The organism is Candidatus Viridilinea mediisalina, from assembly GCF_002532535.1.
Lineage (GTDB): Bacteria > Chloroflexota > Chloroflexia > Chloroflexales > Chloroflexaceae > Viridilinea > Viridilinea mediisalina.
Genome location: NZ_NQWI01000037.1, coordinates 26,151 through 43,041 on the forward strand (window position 1 = coordinate 26,151; position 16,891 = coordinate 43,041).

The 16,891-nt window shown below is 57.6% G+C and carries 9 protein-coding genes; 5 read left to right on the forward strand and 4 right to left on the reverse strand.

The window, feature by feature from the left end; genetic code table 11:
* Positions 1 to 49 precede the first annotated feature (49 nt).
* Positions 50 to 1,189, forward strand: coding sequence for a glycosyltransferase family 4 protein (locus CJ255_RS10095; RefSeq protein WP_097643980.1), 1,140 nt, complete (start codon positions 50 to 52; stop codon positions 1,187 to 1,189).
* Positions 1,190 to 1,297: 108 nt separating this feature from the next.
* Here the strand turns inward: CJ255_RS10095 and CJ255_RS10100 are convergent, their stop codons facing one another.
* The gene (locus tag CJ255_RS10100) at positions 1,298 to 2,782 is read right to left on the reverse strand and encodes an MDR family MFS transporter (protein WP_097643981.1); all 1,485 of its coding nucleotides are present in this window, start codon (positions 2,780 to 2,782) and stop codon (positions 1,298 to 1,300) included.
* Between the two features lie 247 nt (positions 2,783 to 3,029).
* Between CJ255_RS10100 and CJ255_RS10105 the strand changes: the two genes are divergently transcribed.
* Together CJ255_RS10105 and CJ255_RS10110 are read left to right on the forward strand one after the other, a co-directional pair.
* Entirely contained in the window at positions 3,030 to 5,489 is a 2,460-nt protein-coding gene (locus tag CJ255_RS10105) for a response regulator (RefSeq protein WP_097643982.1), read from the forward strand.
* Positions 5,490 to 5,505: 16 nt separating this feature from the next.
* The gene (locus CJ255_RS10110) at positions 5,506 to 7,599 is read left to right on the forward strand and encodes a hybrid sensor histidine kinase/response regulator (RefSeq protein ID WP_097643983.1); all 2,094 of its coding nucleotides are present in this window, start codon (positions 5,506 to 5,508) and stop codon (positions 7,597 to 7,599) included.
* Here CJ255_RS10110 and CJ255_RS10115 read toward each other — a convergent pair.
* From CJ255_RS10115 to CJ255_RS10125, 3 genes are all read right to left on the reverse strand, one after another.
* Complete coding sequence (locus CJ255_RS10115) at positions 7,562 to 8,311, reverse strand: glycosyltransferase family 2 protein (RefSeq protein WP_097643984.1); 750 nt, start codon at positions 8,309 to 8,311, stop codon at positions 7,562 to 7,564. The genes CJ255_RS10110 and CJ255_RS10115 overlap by 38 nt on opposite strands.
* Before the next feature lie 105 nt (positions 8,312 to 8,416).
* Positions 8,417 to 9,511 (reverse strand): zinc ribbon domain-containing protein, encoded by a 1,095-nt coding sequence (locus CJ255_RS10120; protein WP_097643985.1) that lies wholly within the window; start codon positions 9,509 to 9,511, stop codon positions 8,417 to 8,419.
* A gap of 117 nt (positions 9,512 to 9,628) precedes the next feature.
* Complete coding sequence (locus tag CJ255_RS10125) at positions 9,629 to 10,684, reverse strand: ABC transporter substrate-binding protein (protein WP_097643986.1); 1,056 nt, start codon at positions 10,682 to 10,684, stop codon at positions 9,629 to 9,631.
* A 319-nt stretch (positions 10,685 to 11,003) separates the two neighbouring features.
* On the opposite strand from CJ255_RS10125, the gene CJ255_RS10130 reads away from it, so the two are divergent.
* Together CJ255_RS10130 and CJ255_RS10135 are read left to right on the forward strand one after the other, a co-directional pair.
* A complete protein-coding gene (locus CJ255_RS10130) occupies positions 11,004 to 15,203 on the forward strand; it encodes a choice-of-anchor X domain-containing protein (protein ID WP_165774657.1) in 4,200 nt (1,399 codons plus the stop codon).
* Positions 15,204 to 15,638: 435 nt separating this feature from the next.
* Positions 15,639 to 16,697 (forward strand): tyrosine-type recombinase/integrase, encoded by a 1,059-nt coding sequence (locus CJ255_RS10135; RefSeq protein ID WP_097643988.1) that lies wholly within the window; start codon positions 15,639 to 15,641, stop codon positions 16,695 to 16,697.
* Positions 16,698 to 16,891 lie beyond the last annotated feature (194 nt).

Genomic DNA, 16,891 nt, shown 5'->3' on the forward strand with positions numbered 1-16,891 from the left:
CAAGATTTTACAGTAACCTTCCGCTAATCTGAAATTATGGTACAACATTATGCGTATTGGCCTTGATGCGCGCTATGCGACCGATCATTTCCCTGGCATTGGACGCTATACCCTTGGTTTGGCCCAGGGTTTGGCTGAGTTGGGTTTGGTTCAGCGCCTGTTGCTTATTGTAGATCAGAATGTAGCTGTTGGGCGCTACAATCTGGCTGCATTGGCCCGTCTGCCAGGGGTAGAGTTGGTGCCAGTAAAGGTTGGCCCGTTTAGCCTGCAACAACAGGTGGTTCTGCCGCTGGTGGCGCGCCACTTGGGCCTCGATCTGCTCCATTCGCCCTACTATGTTAAACCATATGTTGGCTTGCCCTGCCCCTCGCTGGTGACCATTTTTGATCTGAATGGCTGGCGTTTTCCACACAGCCTCTCGTGGCGTGGGCGTATCTTCTACCGGGCGACGATGGCTCTGGCAGTACGCACGGCTGCGCTGGTTATTACCGGCTCGGCGAGTGCTCAAGCCGATCTGGCCCATGTCTACCGTCTGCCCGCCGAGCGGATGCTCGTGACCCCCTTGGCCACTGAGCGCCGCTTCCAACCTCAAGAGCCTGCTGTGATTGCCAGCATGCGTGAACGCTATGAACTCCCGCCGAGCTATGTGCTCTACATTGGCTCCGATAAGCCGCACAAAAACTTGGAGCGGCTTGTGTGCGCATGGGGCCAGGTGGTGGCAGCCGGGGCTCACAGTGGCATGCCTTTGGTGCTGGCCGGGCATGCGACGGGGGGCGCTGAACGTGTGCGTCAACGTGTGAGTACACAACAGCTTGATGCCTATGTACGCTTTTTGCCAAACGTTGCCGATAGTGATCTGCCGGCGCTCTATAGTGGCGCAACGATTTTTGCCTTTCCCTCCTACTACGAAGGTTTCGGTCTGCCCCCCCTGGAAGCGATGGCCTGCGGCACCCCCGTGCTTTGCGCCAATGCTACCAGTCTCCCCGAAGTGGTTGGTGATGCTGCGCTCACCGTGGATCCCTTCAGTACGCATGCGTTGGCCGAGGGGCTGATCAAGCTGCTCAATAACCCCCAACTGCGCCGTGACCTCAGCGCCCGCGGCCTGCAACGCGCCAGCACCTTCTCATGGCGGCGCACCGCCATGGCAACCATGGCCGCGTATGAGGCGCTTGTAGATTGTAGATTGTAGATTGCAGATTGTAGATTGTAGATTGCCGAACATGGCGTTCCAATGGGCGTTAGCGTTCTTGATGATGCGGCATGTTCAAGGGTCATTGGTGTGATGGGCGCAATCCGCCTAGCTTTCCGCAGGCGTGTGGTTGCTCATGGCGGCTAGTTCGGTGGGGCTGGTATAGGGGGTGTAGAGTGAGACAATGAAGGCGAGCATGGCAACTACGAAGGTGGATTGAAACATGGTACGCATAGCGGCGGCGAGGGCGCTGCGGGCTTGGGTGCCGAGTTCAACCATGGTGTGGTTGCCTTCACTCATCAGGGCATGGAGCGGTACTGCATCGGGGGTGAGGCCCACGGCGGCGAGGCTGGTGGCCAGTTGGAAACTGAGGAGGGCGCCTAGCACCGAGACACCGAAGGTGCCACCAATAGTGCGCGAAAATTGCAAGGTGGAGGTGGCGCTACCAAGGTCATGTTTGACTACGCTGCTCTGCACCGCAATGAGAAAGGCCGGAATAGATGCGCCCATGCCGATACCCATGAGCGCAACTGCTACAATGATTTCGCCCCGGCTGATCGCAGGATGGATTTGAGCTAAGAGGGCGGACCCTACGACAAAGCAGCCCATACCTGCCAGCACAACAGTGCGATAGCTGAACGTGAGGAGCAAGCGGCTGGCGATGATGCTGGTAAGCACCCACGCCAAGAGCATAGGGGTAATGGTTGAACCAGCCTCGGTGGCACTGGTGCCGAGTACGACCTGTACGAAGAGCGGAACATAGCTGATCCCGCCAAAGAGCACCCATCCTGCAAGGACACCATGGGCGCATGCGACGGCAAAGAGGCGCATGCGTAATAACGCGAGGGGTAAGACAGGTGCAGGAGCGTGCCATTCAACCCAGAGCAGCACAGCGGTGGTGATGAGGGCGAGGCTGATTAACCCCCATGCATGCGCTTGACCCAGTTGATTCAGGCCAACCAAGAGGGTGACCATGGCCAGACTGAGCAGGAGCGCACCCGCATAGTCAATCGCTGGCCGTGGGCCACTCGGCGGTGCAAAGCCGCTCCATGCCACCCAGACCAGCGCCGCTGCGAGGAGTGCCACTGGCAGGTTGATCAGAAACACCCATTGCCAAGCCACACGATCAACCAAGAAACCACCGATCAGTGGGCCAATCACTGAACTGAAGCCCCATACTCCCGAAAAGAGACCCTGGACTTTGGCGCGCTGTTCAAGGTTAAATATATCACCAACAATAATAAAGGCCAGTGGTAACAGCCCGCCCGCACCGAGCCCCTGCACTGCCCGCGCAGCAATCAACTGACCCATGGAGCCCGCAAGCCCGCAGAGCAGCGAGCCAACAAAGAAGAGGCTGATTGACACCATGTAGATGGGACGACGCCCATAGATGTCTGAGAGCTTGCCGAAGATCGGCACCACCGTCGTTGAAGTGAGCATATAGATCGCAAAAACCCAACTATAATGCTCTAAACCCCCTAATTCGGCTACAATTGTTGGCATCGCCGTCGCAATCACCGTGCTCTCCATTGAAGCCATGAAGAGACTAATCATCACTCCAAGCGTAATTAATACCACTCGCTGTCTGGCCACACGGCCCCCTTTGTCTATTTGGCTGATCAGTCCAATATTAAGACTATACTCTATTTTCTTGGCAACTTGCTCCAGCCGGGGCGGGTCTGCCATTCCACATCGAGTCCAATATTAAGACTATACTCTATTTTCTTGGCAACCCCAAGTCCTCCGCTTTGGTGCTGTTTGGCGACTTCGCCGCCAAACAGCACCAAATTCCTAGTTCCTAGTTCCTAGCTCCTCATTTCTGTGTTCTTAGGATGGTTTTATGCACAAACAACGTGACCACGCAGAGCAACCTGAAGAGCAACGAGCGCCAAAGCGTAGCTTTCGCCGTCCGAAGCAGTGGCAAAGAACTCGGCGGCGTCTGCGCCACCTTGAGGCGCTATTGCGCCTAGAACATGGTTCCTATGCCAACCCGCTGGCGCACCTCGACAACCTGATAGGTACCGTCAGTACTGATGGGTATATCCTCTACCTCAACGAGCTTGCAGCCGAGCATCTAGGTGGTACTGTACCCACATTGGTAGGCAAGCATCTGCGTGACATACTCATAGAACCAATTGCACTCCAGACGCTGAACATGTTGCGAGCCATTATGGAAGGCCAGAGTCCGCGCATCTTTGAATTGCAGGTTAGGAATCATAACCATGATGCTCACTGGTACCGCGTCTCGTTCCAACCTGTGCATGATCGTTATGGCCAGGTGCGCTACTTCGTCGGTTGTGCCACCGATATTCACGATTTGAAGATGGCCCAGCAAGAATTGTTGGAGTTAAACCAGACCTTGGAAGATCGGGTGGCCGAGCGTACTGCCGAATATGAAGATCTCTACAACCGCTCGCCGAGTGGCTATCATTCGCTCGATCCAGAGGGGCGTCTAGTAATGATCAACCAGACCGAATTGGATTGGCTTGGCTATACCCGTGATGAACTGCTTGGGCAACCCTATACCACGTTGCTTACTGCTGAGAGTAGAGCGAAGTTTTCTCAACAGTTTCCACGCTTCAAGGAGCGTGGTTGGATCAAAGACCTTGATCTCGAATTGTGCCGCAAGGATGGATCGAATTTTCCGGTTTTACTCAGTGCAACCGCGTTGTATGATCATAACGGCGATTTTGTAATGAGTCGCAGTACCATTTTTGATAATAGCGAACGCAAACAGGTAGAACAGGCGCTGTTGCTGGCCAACGCTGAGATGGAACGAACCCTGCGTACTCGTGATGAGTTTTTGGCCACGATGAGCCATGAATTACGCACGCCACTCAATGCCGTGCTGGCGTTGAGCGAGAGCCTGCTGGAACAGATCCACGGGCCGCTCACCCTGGGGCAAAAAGCCTCGTTGCGTCAAATTGAGCAGAGTGGTCGCCACCTACTCGATCTGATCAACGATATTCTTGACCTCTCAAAGATCGAGGCGTCCCGCCTCGATCTTTCGCTTGAGCCAGTTGCTGTCGTTGATGCCTGTCGCTCCAGTCTGCAATTTGTGCGCGAGATAGCCCACAAGAAAAAAATTCAGATCACATGTGAACTAAAAGATGAAACGATGCAATGCAGCGCCGATCCACGACGGCTCAAACAGATGCTGGTCAACCTGCTTTCTAATGCGGTTAAGTTTACCCCGTCTGGCGGCAAGGTGAGCTTGAGTGTGGAGGTATGGCCTGAGCAGGGCTTGATCAACTTTGTGGTGCGTGACAATGGAGTTGGAATCAAGGCGGTTGATCTGCCACGGCTCTTTCAGCCTTTTACCCAACTCGATTCAAGCCTTAGCCGCCAACACGAGGGCAGTGGTCTCGGTTTGGTGCTTGTACGTCGCTTGGCAGAGTTGCACTATGGGAGCATCGCGGTCGAGAGTAGCCCTGGCGTGGGGAGCTGTTTCACCATTACGTTGCCCTACCATCCTACATTACCCCAAAACGCGACCGCGCCACCCACACCCGTGCCACAACCACTGCTGCCCCGCTCGGTACTCATTGTGGATGACTCGGTCAGCACGGTGGAGCAACTCACACGCTACCTGCAGGAGTTGCGTATCCCGACTATTGTTCATGCCCAGGCCAAGCAAGCTGTGGAGGTGGCACACTATATGCTACCTGATCTAATCCTGCTTGATCTTTTGATGCCCGAATGTTCTGGCTGGGAAATAGTTCAACAACTGCGTGAACATGCTACCACACGTAGTATTCCTGTTATGATTACCTCGGTGGTAGATGAACACAACAGCGGACTACAGCAGAGCGTTGCAGGTTACTTGGTCAAGCCAATTACACGCGAACAGTTGCGTAACGCTTTACATAAGCTTCAGATCACCACAGAGGTTGTGCATGCCTACCCAGAGCCTCCTGCAGCAACCCAAGCGAAGGAGTTTCGCCTATTGATCGCAGAGGATAACCAGGTCAACCTCGAGGTTATGCGCGACTATCTGGAGCGCAAGGGCTTCATTGTGATCAGTGCTTCCAATGGCCGTGAGGCGCTCGCTGAGGTTGAACGGACGCAGCCCGATCTGATCTTGATGGACATCCAGATGCCAGAACTTGATGGTCTGAGCGCCATCCGCAAGCTCCGCAGCACTCCCGCTAGTGCCAAAACGCCAATTATTGCGCTCACCGCCTTGGCGATGCCGGGCGACCGTGAACGTTGTTTGGCTGCCGGTGCGACGGCCTACCTGACCAAGCCCATGAGCTTAAAGGATTTGGTGCTGCATATCAATCGCTTGCTGATGATCTAGTTGAAGATAACAGCTTATGCAATTGCGCTATACCGAAGCCCTCGCCACATGCTCGCATATCCTCTTGATGGCAGGCGCTAATACCCCCGATTGGCAAGCTGTGGTGCAACAGGCACTTGCAACTTTGCGTAATGTTGCAGGTTGTGTTCGCATTGGTCTGCGCCTCTATCCCTCGTTCAATCAAATTTTGCCCGACTATGAGGTGCTTATTTTCGACCAAGCTCCGCATGTGCCCCCCTTCAAGAACTATCCAACCAAATCTGAAGACGTGGATCCTAAGCTTGTGCAGACCACGTTGAGTGGCGAAGCGATCATTGGCACGCCTGAAGCATACTTTCCGCCCGGTAGTTCGCAGCGCATCCACTATGAGCAGAACAACATACGCTCATTTGTAATCCTCAGTGTGATCATTGAAGGCCAATGGCGCGGCCACATGGTGGCCGCAGAGCAGTATGAGCGCACATGGAGCGAGGCGACGGTGCGGCTGCTGCGGACTGGCCTTGAGATGATTGGGGCCTTTATTCACCAGTGGGAGATAGCAAGTATGCTGCGCGGACGCGAGGCGCAGTTGCGTGCTCTGGGCGATAATCTGCCCAATGGCTTTATCTATCAACTGCGGCGCGATAGCAATTGGCGGCCTACCTTTACCTATCTGAGTAGCGGCATTACCCAGATTCTTGGCATTACGCCCGAAGAGGGGCTCAACGATGCCGATGCGCTCTATAGCAGGCTCGTGCCTGAAGATCGCAAACGGGTAGAGGCGTCGGAACGCCAGTCGGCCCACCATTTGCATGATGTCGCGGAGGTCGTTAGCCACCTTGGTCCTGATGGCCAACGGCGTTGGCTCTACCTCTGCGACCGCCCCCGCACCCTAGCGGATGGGAGTATCATCTGGGATGGCTTGGCCCTCGATATTACCGAGCGCCAACTGGCCGCTGAAGAACTCACCCGCGCCCGTGATGCCGCCGAGGCTGCCGCCCGGGCGCGGGCCACCTTCCTCGCCACGATGAGCCACGAGATCCGCACGCCGCTCAATGCGGTAATTGGTATGGCTGCGCTGCTGCAAGATACGGCGCTCAACGAGGAGCAACGTGCCCTCGCCGATACCATCAGTACTGGCGGTCAGGCTCTGCTTGCCCTGATCAACGACATCCTCGACTTTTCACGCATGGAGTCGGGCCATGTCACCCTTGAGCAGAGCCCCTTCAATCTGCATAACTGCCTTGCCTCTGCCGTCGAGTTGGTGGCTCACGGTGCGCGCCAAAAGGGCCTTGTGATTGGCTACAGCTTCGATCCTGAATTGCCCCAGAAGGTACGTGGCGATGAGGTCCGCCTACGCCAGATTCTCTTGAATTTGCTTGGTAATGCGATCAAGTTTACCAGTCAGGGTGAGGTCCACCTACGCGCCAGCGCCGAACCAGCAGGTGATCAGGCCGCTTTGATCAGCATCAGCGTGAGCGACACCGGCATCGGCATGAACCTGGAGCAGCAGGGACGCATCTTTGATGCCTTTGTGCAGGCTGAGACCAAGACCGCCATTAAGTATGGCGGTACCGGGCTGGGCCTCGCGATCAGCCGCCAACTGGCCACCCTGATGGACGGTAGCATCCATGTGAACAGTGCGCCCGGCCATGGCTCAACGTTTACCTTACGGCTAACCCTTCCACTCGATGCTGCCTGTCTCACCAGCGCCGTTAGCCCTGCCGACCGAGAAGCAGCAATGCCGCTCCTCGAAATTCTTGTGGCTGAAGATAACCTTGTGAACCAAGAACTTATGCGGCGCATCCTGGGACGTATGGGCCACCGCGTTACTGTGGTCAGCGATGGCAAAGCGGCCATTACGGCTGTTTGCCAAATCAGCTACGATGTCTTGATTATGGATCTCCAGATGCCCGAAGTGGATGGCATCACCGCCACACGCCAAATCCGCGCCTTGGGTCAAAGCATCCAGCAACCATACATCATAGCTCTCACCTCAAGCGTCGCTACGAGTCAACAAGCAGAGGTTATGGAAGCGGGCATGGATGCCTTTCTGACTAAACCGATCCAGCGCAGTGAGTTGGCCCTTGCTCTCAGCGCCGCCACAAGGCGGACAAAAACGCAAACTTGACGACCTCGTGCCACGCGAGCGTTGCACAGAGCAAGAGCCCCAGTGGCCCGTCGCGCCAGCCCCCAAGCTTTACATAACGAAGAAGGAATTCGCGCACTGGTGCGCCCAGGAAGTTGCGCCAGCGCACCTGACGACCACTCAGATAGAGCGTGCGTGCTTCGGCGAGGGCGTAGGCGCTCTGTTTGGCCCAGAGTTCATCAAGGCGTTCGATGTTGTGGTGAATGAGGTGGCCCTGCAACCAACCGGCCTGCCCGTCCAATGCGGCATACTCATGCACCAGGCGCTGCTCGTCGTAGTGGGCGGCACTGCGGCGCAAGATCCGCAACTGGTGATCGGGATACCAACCGCCGCCGCGCAGCGTTTGGCCAAAGAAGCGATTCTGGCGTGGAATCCAATAGCCCGCCAGCGGATCATCATCAGGCAAACTGCGTAACTCCTGGGCCAACGCAGGGCTCACACGCTCATCGGCGTCGAGGAAGAGCAGCCATGGCGTAGTGGCAAGCTGCAAGGCACGGTTGCGCTGGGCCGGAAAGCCGCGCCACGGCTCACACACCACCCGTGCCCCCGCAATGCGGGCCAGTTCGCCCGTCTTGTCGCGGCTACGGCTATCGAGCAGCAGCAAAACCTCGTGGCTAACCTCCCGCACACTAGCAAGACAACCAACAATGTGGCGTTGTTCATCGCGGGCAAGAATGGCTACGGTGAGATCCATAAGAGGTGTTCCGATGGTGCGAGATGCGAGAGGCGAAGCAGCGAGCGGCGAAGTGGCGATCGGCGCGGGCTTCGCCTCCTCGCCTCCTCGCCTCCTCGCGCCCCTTTAATCCTTAATCTGGGCCAACTGGCCACGCCGAAAGACAATCAGTACTTGGTCGGCATCATAGCGGTTGCGCGCCGCCGTGAAGATCACGCCATCGTAGCCATTGCGGTCGAGCCACCATTCTGCGGCGAGGGCGGGATCGAGATCAAGCCCAAGGGCTTGGGCCTCTTGGCGGATCTGTTTGAGCTGCCCCTTCCATGCGGCCAGCTTGCATGTGAAGGGTTGCAGCACCCGCACCCGGTAGCGTTCAGCTTGCACCGTGGCGACGAGCCGCCCCAACCAGGAGCGCGGCCCACTGCGCCATTCGCGCAACGGAATCAGGGTAATCCCCCGGCCAACCGGCGTATGCTCTTGCACCAACTGGTCACGCCAGAGGCGGTAGGCACCTTTGGCCTGCGACTCGCCCACCCAGAGGTTGGCTTCACGCGCATCGAGCAATGCAGGCTGCTCATCAATGTCGGAGACACGGGGCACCCGTGGGGGGGCCATGATCTGAATCTGGGGCAAGGGTTGGCCAAAGACTTCACGTCCGGTGGCATCCTGCCAGAAACTATGCACAATCTGCATCGGGCCATCGCGCTGCACCCCAAAGCGAAAGCCGCGACGTTCACGCCCTTCCCAGGCACGCGAACTGGCGCTAATCTTGCTGATCAAGCGCAAGCCAGCACCGCAACCAGGTGCAGGAAACCATGGCACCTCGCTATGAAAATGGAAGATTGTCTGCGAACCACGAGCCTCACTCCCTGCCGCATGCCACCCGCGCCCCACCAGCCCACTCCAGCCATCGCGCACCGGGCGCAGGGGCGGGTAGATCGCCACCACATCCTCGGGGCCAGGCGGCGGATCAATCACCCAAAGGCCGGGGGGAACTGCACCAGAGCCGGGCAGCTTGACTGTACCACCAATCACCTGCTGATCCACCCGCGCATTGGGCAACTGGATCGTCGGCGTTCCCACCGCATGGGTCGGCTCTGGGGCTGTAGGCGCTGCGGGCGCAACCGCACCACGAATAGGCACACCGCACTCAATGCAGAAGCGCGCCTGCTCACTTGGCAACTCGGCACCGCAGTTGTGGCAAAAACGAGGAGTATGCATAGAGGTTTATGGTATAGCAATCACTATTGTTGGTAAACCCTCGATCAAAGACTCGGTGCCCTCTGTGCCTCTGTGGTGAAAGATTCTATCCCTCTTCTCATTGACGTTAGGGAATCCTTAGTTCAAAGAACTCTCTGCCTGACACACATTGCCAAGTTCAGCGTGGGCCGCATTGATAAACTGGCTTTGGATGGCCGCAGCAAGCTCAGGGGGGCCTGCAAGCAACTCAAGTTCTTGCATCAGTTGCGCTTGGGCCGCCCATGCGCTCTGGTTGTTGAAGCCAACACACGTTTCACCGGCACCATAGCGCAACAACTTGATCGTCTCAGTTGCCTCAAAGAGCAATTGTTCGCGGTTGAGTTCAGGGTTGTAGGCCAGAATCAATTCAATGGCCTCATCGGGATTGGCAATCGCATCCTCCCAACCGCGCAGCGTTGCGCTCACAAAGGCTTGCACCGTGCGCGGATTGTCGCGCAGGAAGCTTTCGGTGGTAAAGAGGACATCGCCCATCAATTGTACCCCATAGTCGCGCGAAAAGATCAGGTCAACCTCAGCCCCGGCCATGCGCGCCGTATTGGGCTGATCGGCAGCATAGACCGGCCAGACATCAATGCGTCGCTCGAGAAACGGAACGATGCTATAGTCGCCGGGAATCTCTTGGATAGCCGAACGATCCACCCCGGCGGCCTGGAGCATGGCGAGGTACTCGGTCTCCACGTTATCGCCATAGAACATCGCCACGCGCCGCCCGGGGAAATCGCGCGCACTGCTGATCCCTGAATCGCTGTGAACCATAAAGGCCACTGGGCTGGTCTGGAACCATGTGGCCAACGCAACCACCGGAATGCCCTGTTCGCGGGCGATGAAGATCGTATCGGCCCCAGTACTCCCGAAGGTATCGTTGCCAGCAGCAACCAACGGTAGCGGCACGAGGTCGGGCCCGCCCTGACCCAAGCTTACCTCAAGGCCAGCCTCGGCATAGTAGCCCTTACGCAAGGCCACAATATAGCCCGCAAACTGCCACTGCGGAAACCATTGGAGGCGCATACTCACCGTATCTACTTCAGGCGCTTGAGCATCCACATTGGCTAACGGGGGCGTTACTTGGTTGGTAGTGCTGCCACAGCCCGCAACGAGCAACATGAGCAGCAGGACGATGAAGAATCGGTGCATAAGGTTCCTTCTTTGTGTGTGAGGGTTTGGTTTATGGCGGCTTTACCGGGTGCCATGCGATCACTCCTATTATACATTGGGGCTACGACCATTCGCATTACGTTTAGGGCTGCCGCCCTGAAACCCGCTTTGGGGCATAGCCCCAAGCCCCGTTTTTTGTTACGTATTGGCGGCGCAGCCGCCAATACGTAACAAAGTGTGGTATATTTCCCCTGACGTACTATTATAGCTAGTTACGAAAGGAGTAAGTAACCATTTTCAATTCGCGACGGTTGACTCTCGTTGCAATGATGCAGAAAGTTGGGAGACTATGAAATCTATGGCGCTAGATCGCAGGCATGCCCTTCGTCTTATCCTCCACCTCGCCCTTTTGCTCTTCATCACCTTCGCGGCGGTACTCCCCGTGATGCTGCCCCGTCAAGCGACAGCGGCTGATCTGGTGAATCTTGGGTTACCGTTAGCTACCTTCGATGATAATGCGCTCCCCCAGGGTTGGGCGGTACTGCCCGAAAGCGGGCCAGGCTGGACATTCAATGATCCAGGTAACCGCACAAACCTGACTGGTGGGATCGGTGGCTTTGCGATTGCCGATAGCGACCACGCCGGACGGGTGGCGATGGATACGGAGTTGCGTACCCCCGCCTTTAGCCTGAGTGGTGCGGCGAGTGCGCGGTTGAACTTCAATCACCTCTTCCAGCCCCATGGCCAATCTGCGGCTGCGATTGACTACAGTATTGATGGTGGCACCAATTGGACCAATCTCTGGCAGCAGACCCAACGCGCCAATGGGCAGGTGGGCCTGAATTTACCCGCTGCGCTTTTGGGTCAAGCCAACGTCATGCTGCGCTTCCGCTACCACAATGCCAACTACGATTGGTTCTGGCAGCTCGATAATATCCAAGTGACGGCTGAAGCGACCCGGCCCAAGCCGAATGCGCCCACCAATCTGAGTGCTCAGCTTACGAATGGTCAGGTAGCGCTCAGTTGGGTTGATAGTAGCACCAACGAGACCGGCTTCCGTGTTGAGCGTTCAACCGATGGTACCACCTGGGCAACGCTCAGTACGCTGCCCGCCAATAGCACTAGTGCGCGTGATGCACGGGCTGCATGTGGTTCAACCCTCAGCTATCGTGTTGTGGCGCTGCTTGCGAGTGGCGATCCCTCCGATCCGAGCAATGTGGCCCAAGTGACGACCCCGGCATGTGTGGGTGTCACCTCAATCAACGAGAGCTTTGATGCCACGACCACTCCCACAGACTGGACGGTGACTCCGGCGACGGGCGCGGCATGGCGTTTCGACAATCCTAAATCGCGTGACAATCGCACGGGAGGCGCGGGTAACTTCGCCATCGCCGATAGCGACCATGCCGGCCAGGTGGCGATGGATACCAGCCTACAGACGCCGCTGCTCAATTTTGCTGAAGCGCAGGCTGTAAGCCTCAGTTTCAAGACCTTCTTTCAAATCCATACACGCGCAACGGCTGATGTTGATGTGAGTAGCGATAATGGTACTACTTGGACCAATGTCTGGCGCAAGACGGCTACCTTCAATGGGCCAGTGAGCCTCGACATTTCGCGCCATGCGGCGGGTAAATCCAACGTCTTGGTGCGCTTCCGCTACTACAACGCCAACGATGACTGGTTGTGGCAGATTGATGATGTGCAGCTTGAAGGGCTTGCGCCCCCCGCAGCACCAACCAATCTGAGCGCCTCCCTGGGTGGTAATGGCCAGATTAACTTGGCATGGAACGGCGGTGGTGCGCCGCGCTTTGAACTCCAGCGTGCCCCGGCCACCGGCGATGCATGGGCCAAGCTTGCCGAGGTGAGCAATGGCGCAACGACGTTCGTGGACGAGGGTGTGGCCAGTAAGACCACCTATCGCTACCGGGTGAAAGCGATCAATGCGGCAGGTGAATCGGCTTGGAGTAATGTCGTCAGCCGCGAATCGGGCGATCGCACCTCGCGCACCTTCGATATCACCATCTCGCTCTACCGCAACGAGGTAAACGATGAACTGCGCTCAAACTATGAACGCATTCTGCGCTACTTCGCCGATTCGGTCTACGAGATGTCCAACGGAGCGCACAAACTTGGTAATGTAAAGGTCTTCCTGGGCGGCGCAAATAAGGACAATTCACATATTGTCTGGGTCGAGACCTGCCACCCCTCGGCCCACGTAAGTGGCTATGGTCGTCCGGGCTTACGCGTCAACATGTGTGATGTCTTCCACAACCAGCGCTATCTGACGAGCGACGGTTGGGCCCAAGTGGGCGGCTTTGGCTCACTCGGCCACGAGTGGGGCCACTACTTCTACGGGCTCTATGATGAGTACCGTGGCGGTTCGGCATGCGATCCCAATGCCCCTAGTTGGCCATGTGCGGGTGATACTCCTGTGCCCTACGCGATGATGCACAGTGGCGACTACGCAGGCAATAACCCTGATTTCGGGTTTAACGGCGATCTGCGTTGGGGCAACTTCTCGACCGCACGCAACGATACGCGCAACACTGCCCAGCATCGCATCTTTGGTGCGAGTTCTTGGGATACACTGGTCCGTCCGCCAAGCCAAGACCCGCGTGATGGTCAGCGCAACCGCACCCCTACGCGCCTCCACTGGCCCGAATTGGCCGCTGTTGCGCCCGGCCCGGATGAGACCCATCGCATTACGCTGGTGAACGAGACGGCCCGCCAGGCGGCGCGCAGCGAGTTGACCATCAGTTGGCTCAACAGCGCCGGGCAGGTACTCAACACCACTGGTTCACAGGCGACTCTGGCCCAGGGAACCAGCGGGGTGGTGCGTCAGTTTGTGATTGATCATTCGGTACGCATCAGCAATACGCAGGTACTTGATACGATCAAGAACGCAGTGAGCCAGCAGATCGATGCGGCGAACATTGGTGACACTATTGGTCTGATCACCCTTGGTGTTACGCCCACCGTCGTGCATGCGCCGCTTACCATCAACAGTGATGCGGATCGTACCACGTTGAAGAATGCACTGGCTGGGATTACACCGCAGACCAGTGGCGATGCCGACCTTGGGGCCGCCCTGCAGACCGCCTTGGGTAATCTGCCAGAGAGCCTCAATCGCTACGTCATCCTGATCACCGGCGGGGCCGAAACGACGGGCGAACCCTCGTTTGCCCAGGTTGGTGCCTACCAAACGGCGAATGTACCTATCTTTGCCTTAGCCTACCCAAGCGATGCTGCCTCCGCCGCAATGTTGCAGCAGTTGGCCTTGGCTACCGACGGGGAATACCTCGCGCTGGGCAACAGTGGGCGCAGCAGCCTCACCGCAGCTCTGCAAGAGCTGCGCCAAACGACAACACCCGCGCTGATCTTCGATCTGGCTGAAGATGTCATGCTGGTTGACGCGGGAACGACGAAAGAGACCAACTTCATCGTTGACTCCACGCTGGGCAGCGTTGATCTCTTTGTCTTTGTTGATGGGGCACTTGGCGATGCCACGGTCGCCCTAGAAGCACCCAATGGTAGTGCCGTTCAGATGGAGTGCGAAGCGGACAACGATGGGGATGACCCACGCGATGTCTTCACCATCTGTAGCGCCATGCTTGAGGGTGAAACCCTGCAGGTAGGCGCATGGAAGCTGATGGCAACTGCGGCTGATCGCGATCTCTTCATCTTCTACTCCATCGAGGCAACCGCTGCCGCAGGTGAGTTTGCCTACACCGCCACGGTTACCGCTGTGGACGGCACGTTGGTCAACTACCCCGAACCGATCATCATTCGCGCCTCGTTGCAGCGTGAAGTCCTCGTCACTGACCTGTACGTCACCGCCCGCCTGATTGCCCCCGATGGCAGTGAGCGTGTCATTGAACTCCGCGATGACGGCAATGCCCCCGATGCTGTGGCGAATGATGGTGAGTACACCGGCATCTTCGACTACGACATGGATGGGGTGTACTACGTCTTGGTGGACTTTGACAACCGTGATGGCACGGCCAAGACTACCATCGCCAGCTACCAGTTGCAGCGTGGTAGTGATCCGCCCGAACCGGTACTCCTCACCGAGAACTTCCAGCGCCACGCCGCGACCCAGATTACGGTACAGGGCTGGCGGGAGGACGATCACGCCGAAGAGCTTGATCTGGCAACCCCGCTCCCGCTCGACAACAGTCCTGTTGCCGGACGGATCGACTTTGCCGGTGACATTGACACCTTCAAACTCACTGTGCCTGAAGGCGGCGCTGGCGAGATCACCATTCGCACCTCCGATCTAGCTCTGGGGATGGATCCCGTCGTCTTCATCTTCAGCGAAGATGGTAGCATTGACATCTTCGACTTCTTCGAGGCTGAGCCCACCAGCAATGACTACCTCAGCATTCCGCTGAACGTCACTGCTGGCCAAGAGCTTTACATAACCGTAATGCACTTACATGAAGAGGCCGAGACGGGTTACTACAGCATCAGTGCTGGCCCAGCGCTGCCACTTGAGGGCATGCGCGGCGTTCCGACCAAGGCGACCTTCTCGGTCTATTTGCCACTCATTGCTCGTTAAGGTTTTCTCTCGTTGCGTATTGGCGGCTGCGCCGCCAATACGCAACGAGTTGTTTGCGCGGGCGGCTTCGTAGCACCCGCAAAATCCGCCCCAGGGGGCGTGGTTCCCCCACAGCGCGTAGCGGCCCGCCCCAGGGGGGCGTGGTTCCCCCACAGCGCGTAGCGGCCCGCCCCAGGGGGCGTGGTTCCCCCACAGCGCGTAGCGGCCCGCCCCAGGGGGCGTGGTTCCCCCACAGCGCGTAGCGGCCCGCCCCAGGGGGCGTGGTTCCCCCACAGCGCGTAGCGGCCCGCCCCAGGGGGGCGTGGTTCCCTCACCGCACTTGAGGCCCGCCCCAGGGGGCGTGGGGGAACATGGTTCCCCCACAACACTTGACACCCCGCCCGCGAGGGCATAAAATAACTACCGATTACTAGAGCTAATCGGAACTTATGCCCCATGAGCCAAGAAAAGATTGACATAATCATACAAGCCGCTTCTATTGACCCCCATGCCTCTGCGACAGCCGATAGCGCCGCCGCTGATGCGGTCTTTGCTGATTATCGCAGTCGTATTGACGATGACACGCTGCGTCGCCAAGAGGCTGATCTGGCGCTCTTTGCCTATTTTCTTGGGGAAATCAAGGCGGTACCCGCCGCCAGCGTGCCCGCCTTGGGAGCACGCTTGCCCCATACGGCGCACGTATGGGCAAATATTACCCATGGGCTTGTTAGCGCATTTGTGCGTTGGCAATTGCACGAGGGCTATGCGGTCGGCTCGATCAATGTGCGCCTTGCGACGGTGCGCCGCTACTGTGGCTTGGCCAATAGCGCCGGGGTGATCCCCAATGATGCCTTTGCGCTCATTCGCACGGTGCGTGGCTATAGTGGCCGCCAAGCCCGTGCGGTAGATACCCAACGCCGCCGCGATAAAACACCTACGCGCATTGGGGCTAAAAAGGCCCAGCCCCGTGTTCTCTCAGCGGCCCAGGTTGCCACCCTGAAGCAGCAACCCGAGACGCCCCAAGGCCGCCGCGATGCGCTCATGCTCTGCCTGCTGGCCGATCTGGGTCTACGGGTTGGTGAACTGGCCGCCCTCCAAGTCGAGAGCCTCGACAGCACCCGTGGCACCCTTACCTTCTATCGCGAGAAGGTGGACGCCACCCAAACCCACAAGCTCCCGCCCGATACCCTCGCAGCAGCCCAAGCCTACATGGCCTCCGATGCGCTCCCAAGTGGGCAACTGCTCCGTGGCTCGCGCAAGAACGGCGAACTCTGGAAGGGCATGTCGGTACGCGCCATCCGCGAGCGGGTCGCCATCCTGGGCGAACGTATCGGTATCAACGATCTCGCCCCCCACGATCTCCGCCATACCTGGGCCACCCGCGCCGCCCGCGCCAAGAGCGACCCCTTCGCTCTCCGCGATGCCGGCGGCTGGAGTAGTCTCTTAATGCCTGGACGTTATGTAGAGTCCAATGAGATCGCCAACCAGCGGATCAGCTTAGACGAGCCTGAGTAAGGGAAGGATACAGGAAGCAGGAAATAGGAAATAGGAAATAGGAAATAGGAAATAGGAAATAGGAAATAGGGCTGAGGCTTCAGAAAGCCTTGAATGCATCAAACTGCAATCTGCAAACTGCAATCTGCAATCTGCAATCTGCAATCTGCAATCTGCAATCTGCAATCTGCAATCTGCAATCTGCAATCTGCAAT

What these genes read in the sequence shown, in the direction of transcription:
- CJ255_RS10125 (WP_097643986.1), bottom strand. Translation starts at nt 10,684, where the DNA reads ATGCACCGATTCTTCATCGTCCTGCTGCTCATGTTGCTCGTTGCGGGC.
- CJ255_RS10095 (WP_097643980.1), top strand. Translation starts at nt 50, where the DNA reads ATGCGTATTGGCCTTGATGCGCGCTATGCGACCGATCATTTCCCTGGC.
- CJ255_RS10130 (WP_165774657.1), top strand. Translation starts at nt 11,004, where the DNA reads ATGGCGCTAGATCGCAGGCATGCCCTTCGTCTTATCCTCCACCTCGCC.
- CJ255_RS10105 (WP_097643982.1), top strand. Translation starts at nt 3,030, where the DNA reads ATGCACAAACAACGTGACCACGCAGAGCAACCTGAAGAGCAACGAGCG.
- CJ255_RS10135 (WP_097643988.1), top strand. Translation starts at nt 15,639, where the DNA reads ATGAGCCAAGAAAAGATTGACATAATCATACAAGCCGCTTCTATTGAC.
- CJ255_RS10115 (WP_097643984.1), bottom strand. Translation starts at nt 8,311, where the DNA reads ATGGATCTCACCGTAGCCATTCTTGCCCGCGATGAACAACGCCACATT.
- CJ255_RS10110 (WP_097643983.1), top strand. Translation starts at nt 5,506, where the DNA reads ATGCAATTGCGCTATACCGAAGCCCTCGCCACATGCTCGCATATCCTC.
- CJ255_RS10120 (WP_097643985.1), bottom strand. Translation starts at nt 9,511, where the DNA reads ATGCATACTCCTCGTTTTTGCCACAACTGCGGTGCCGAGTTGCCAAGT.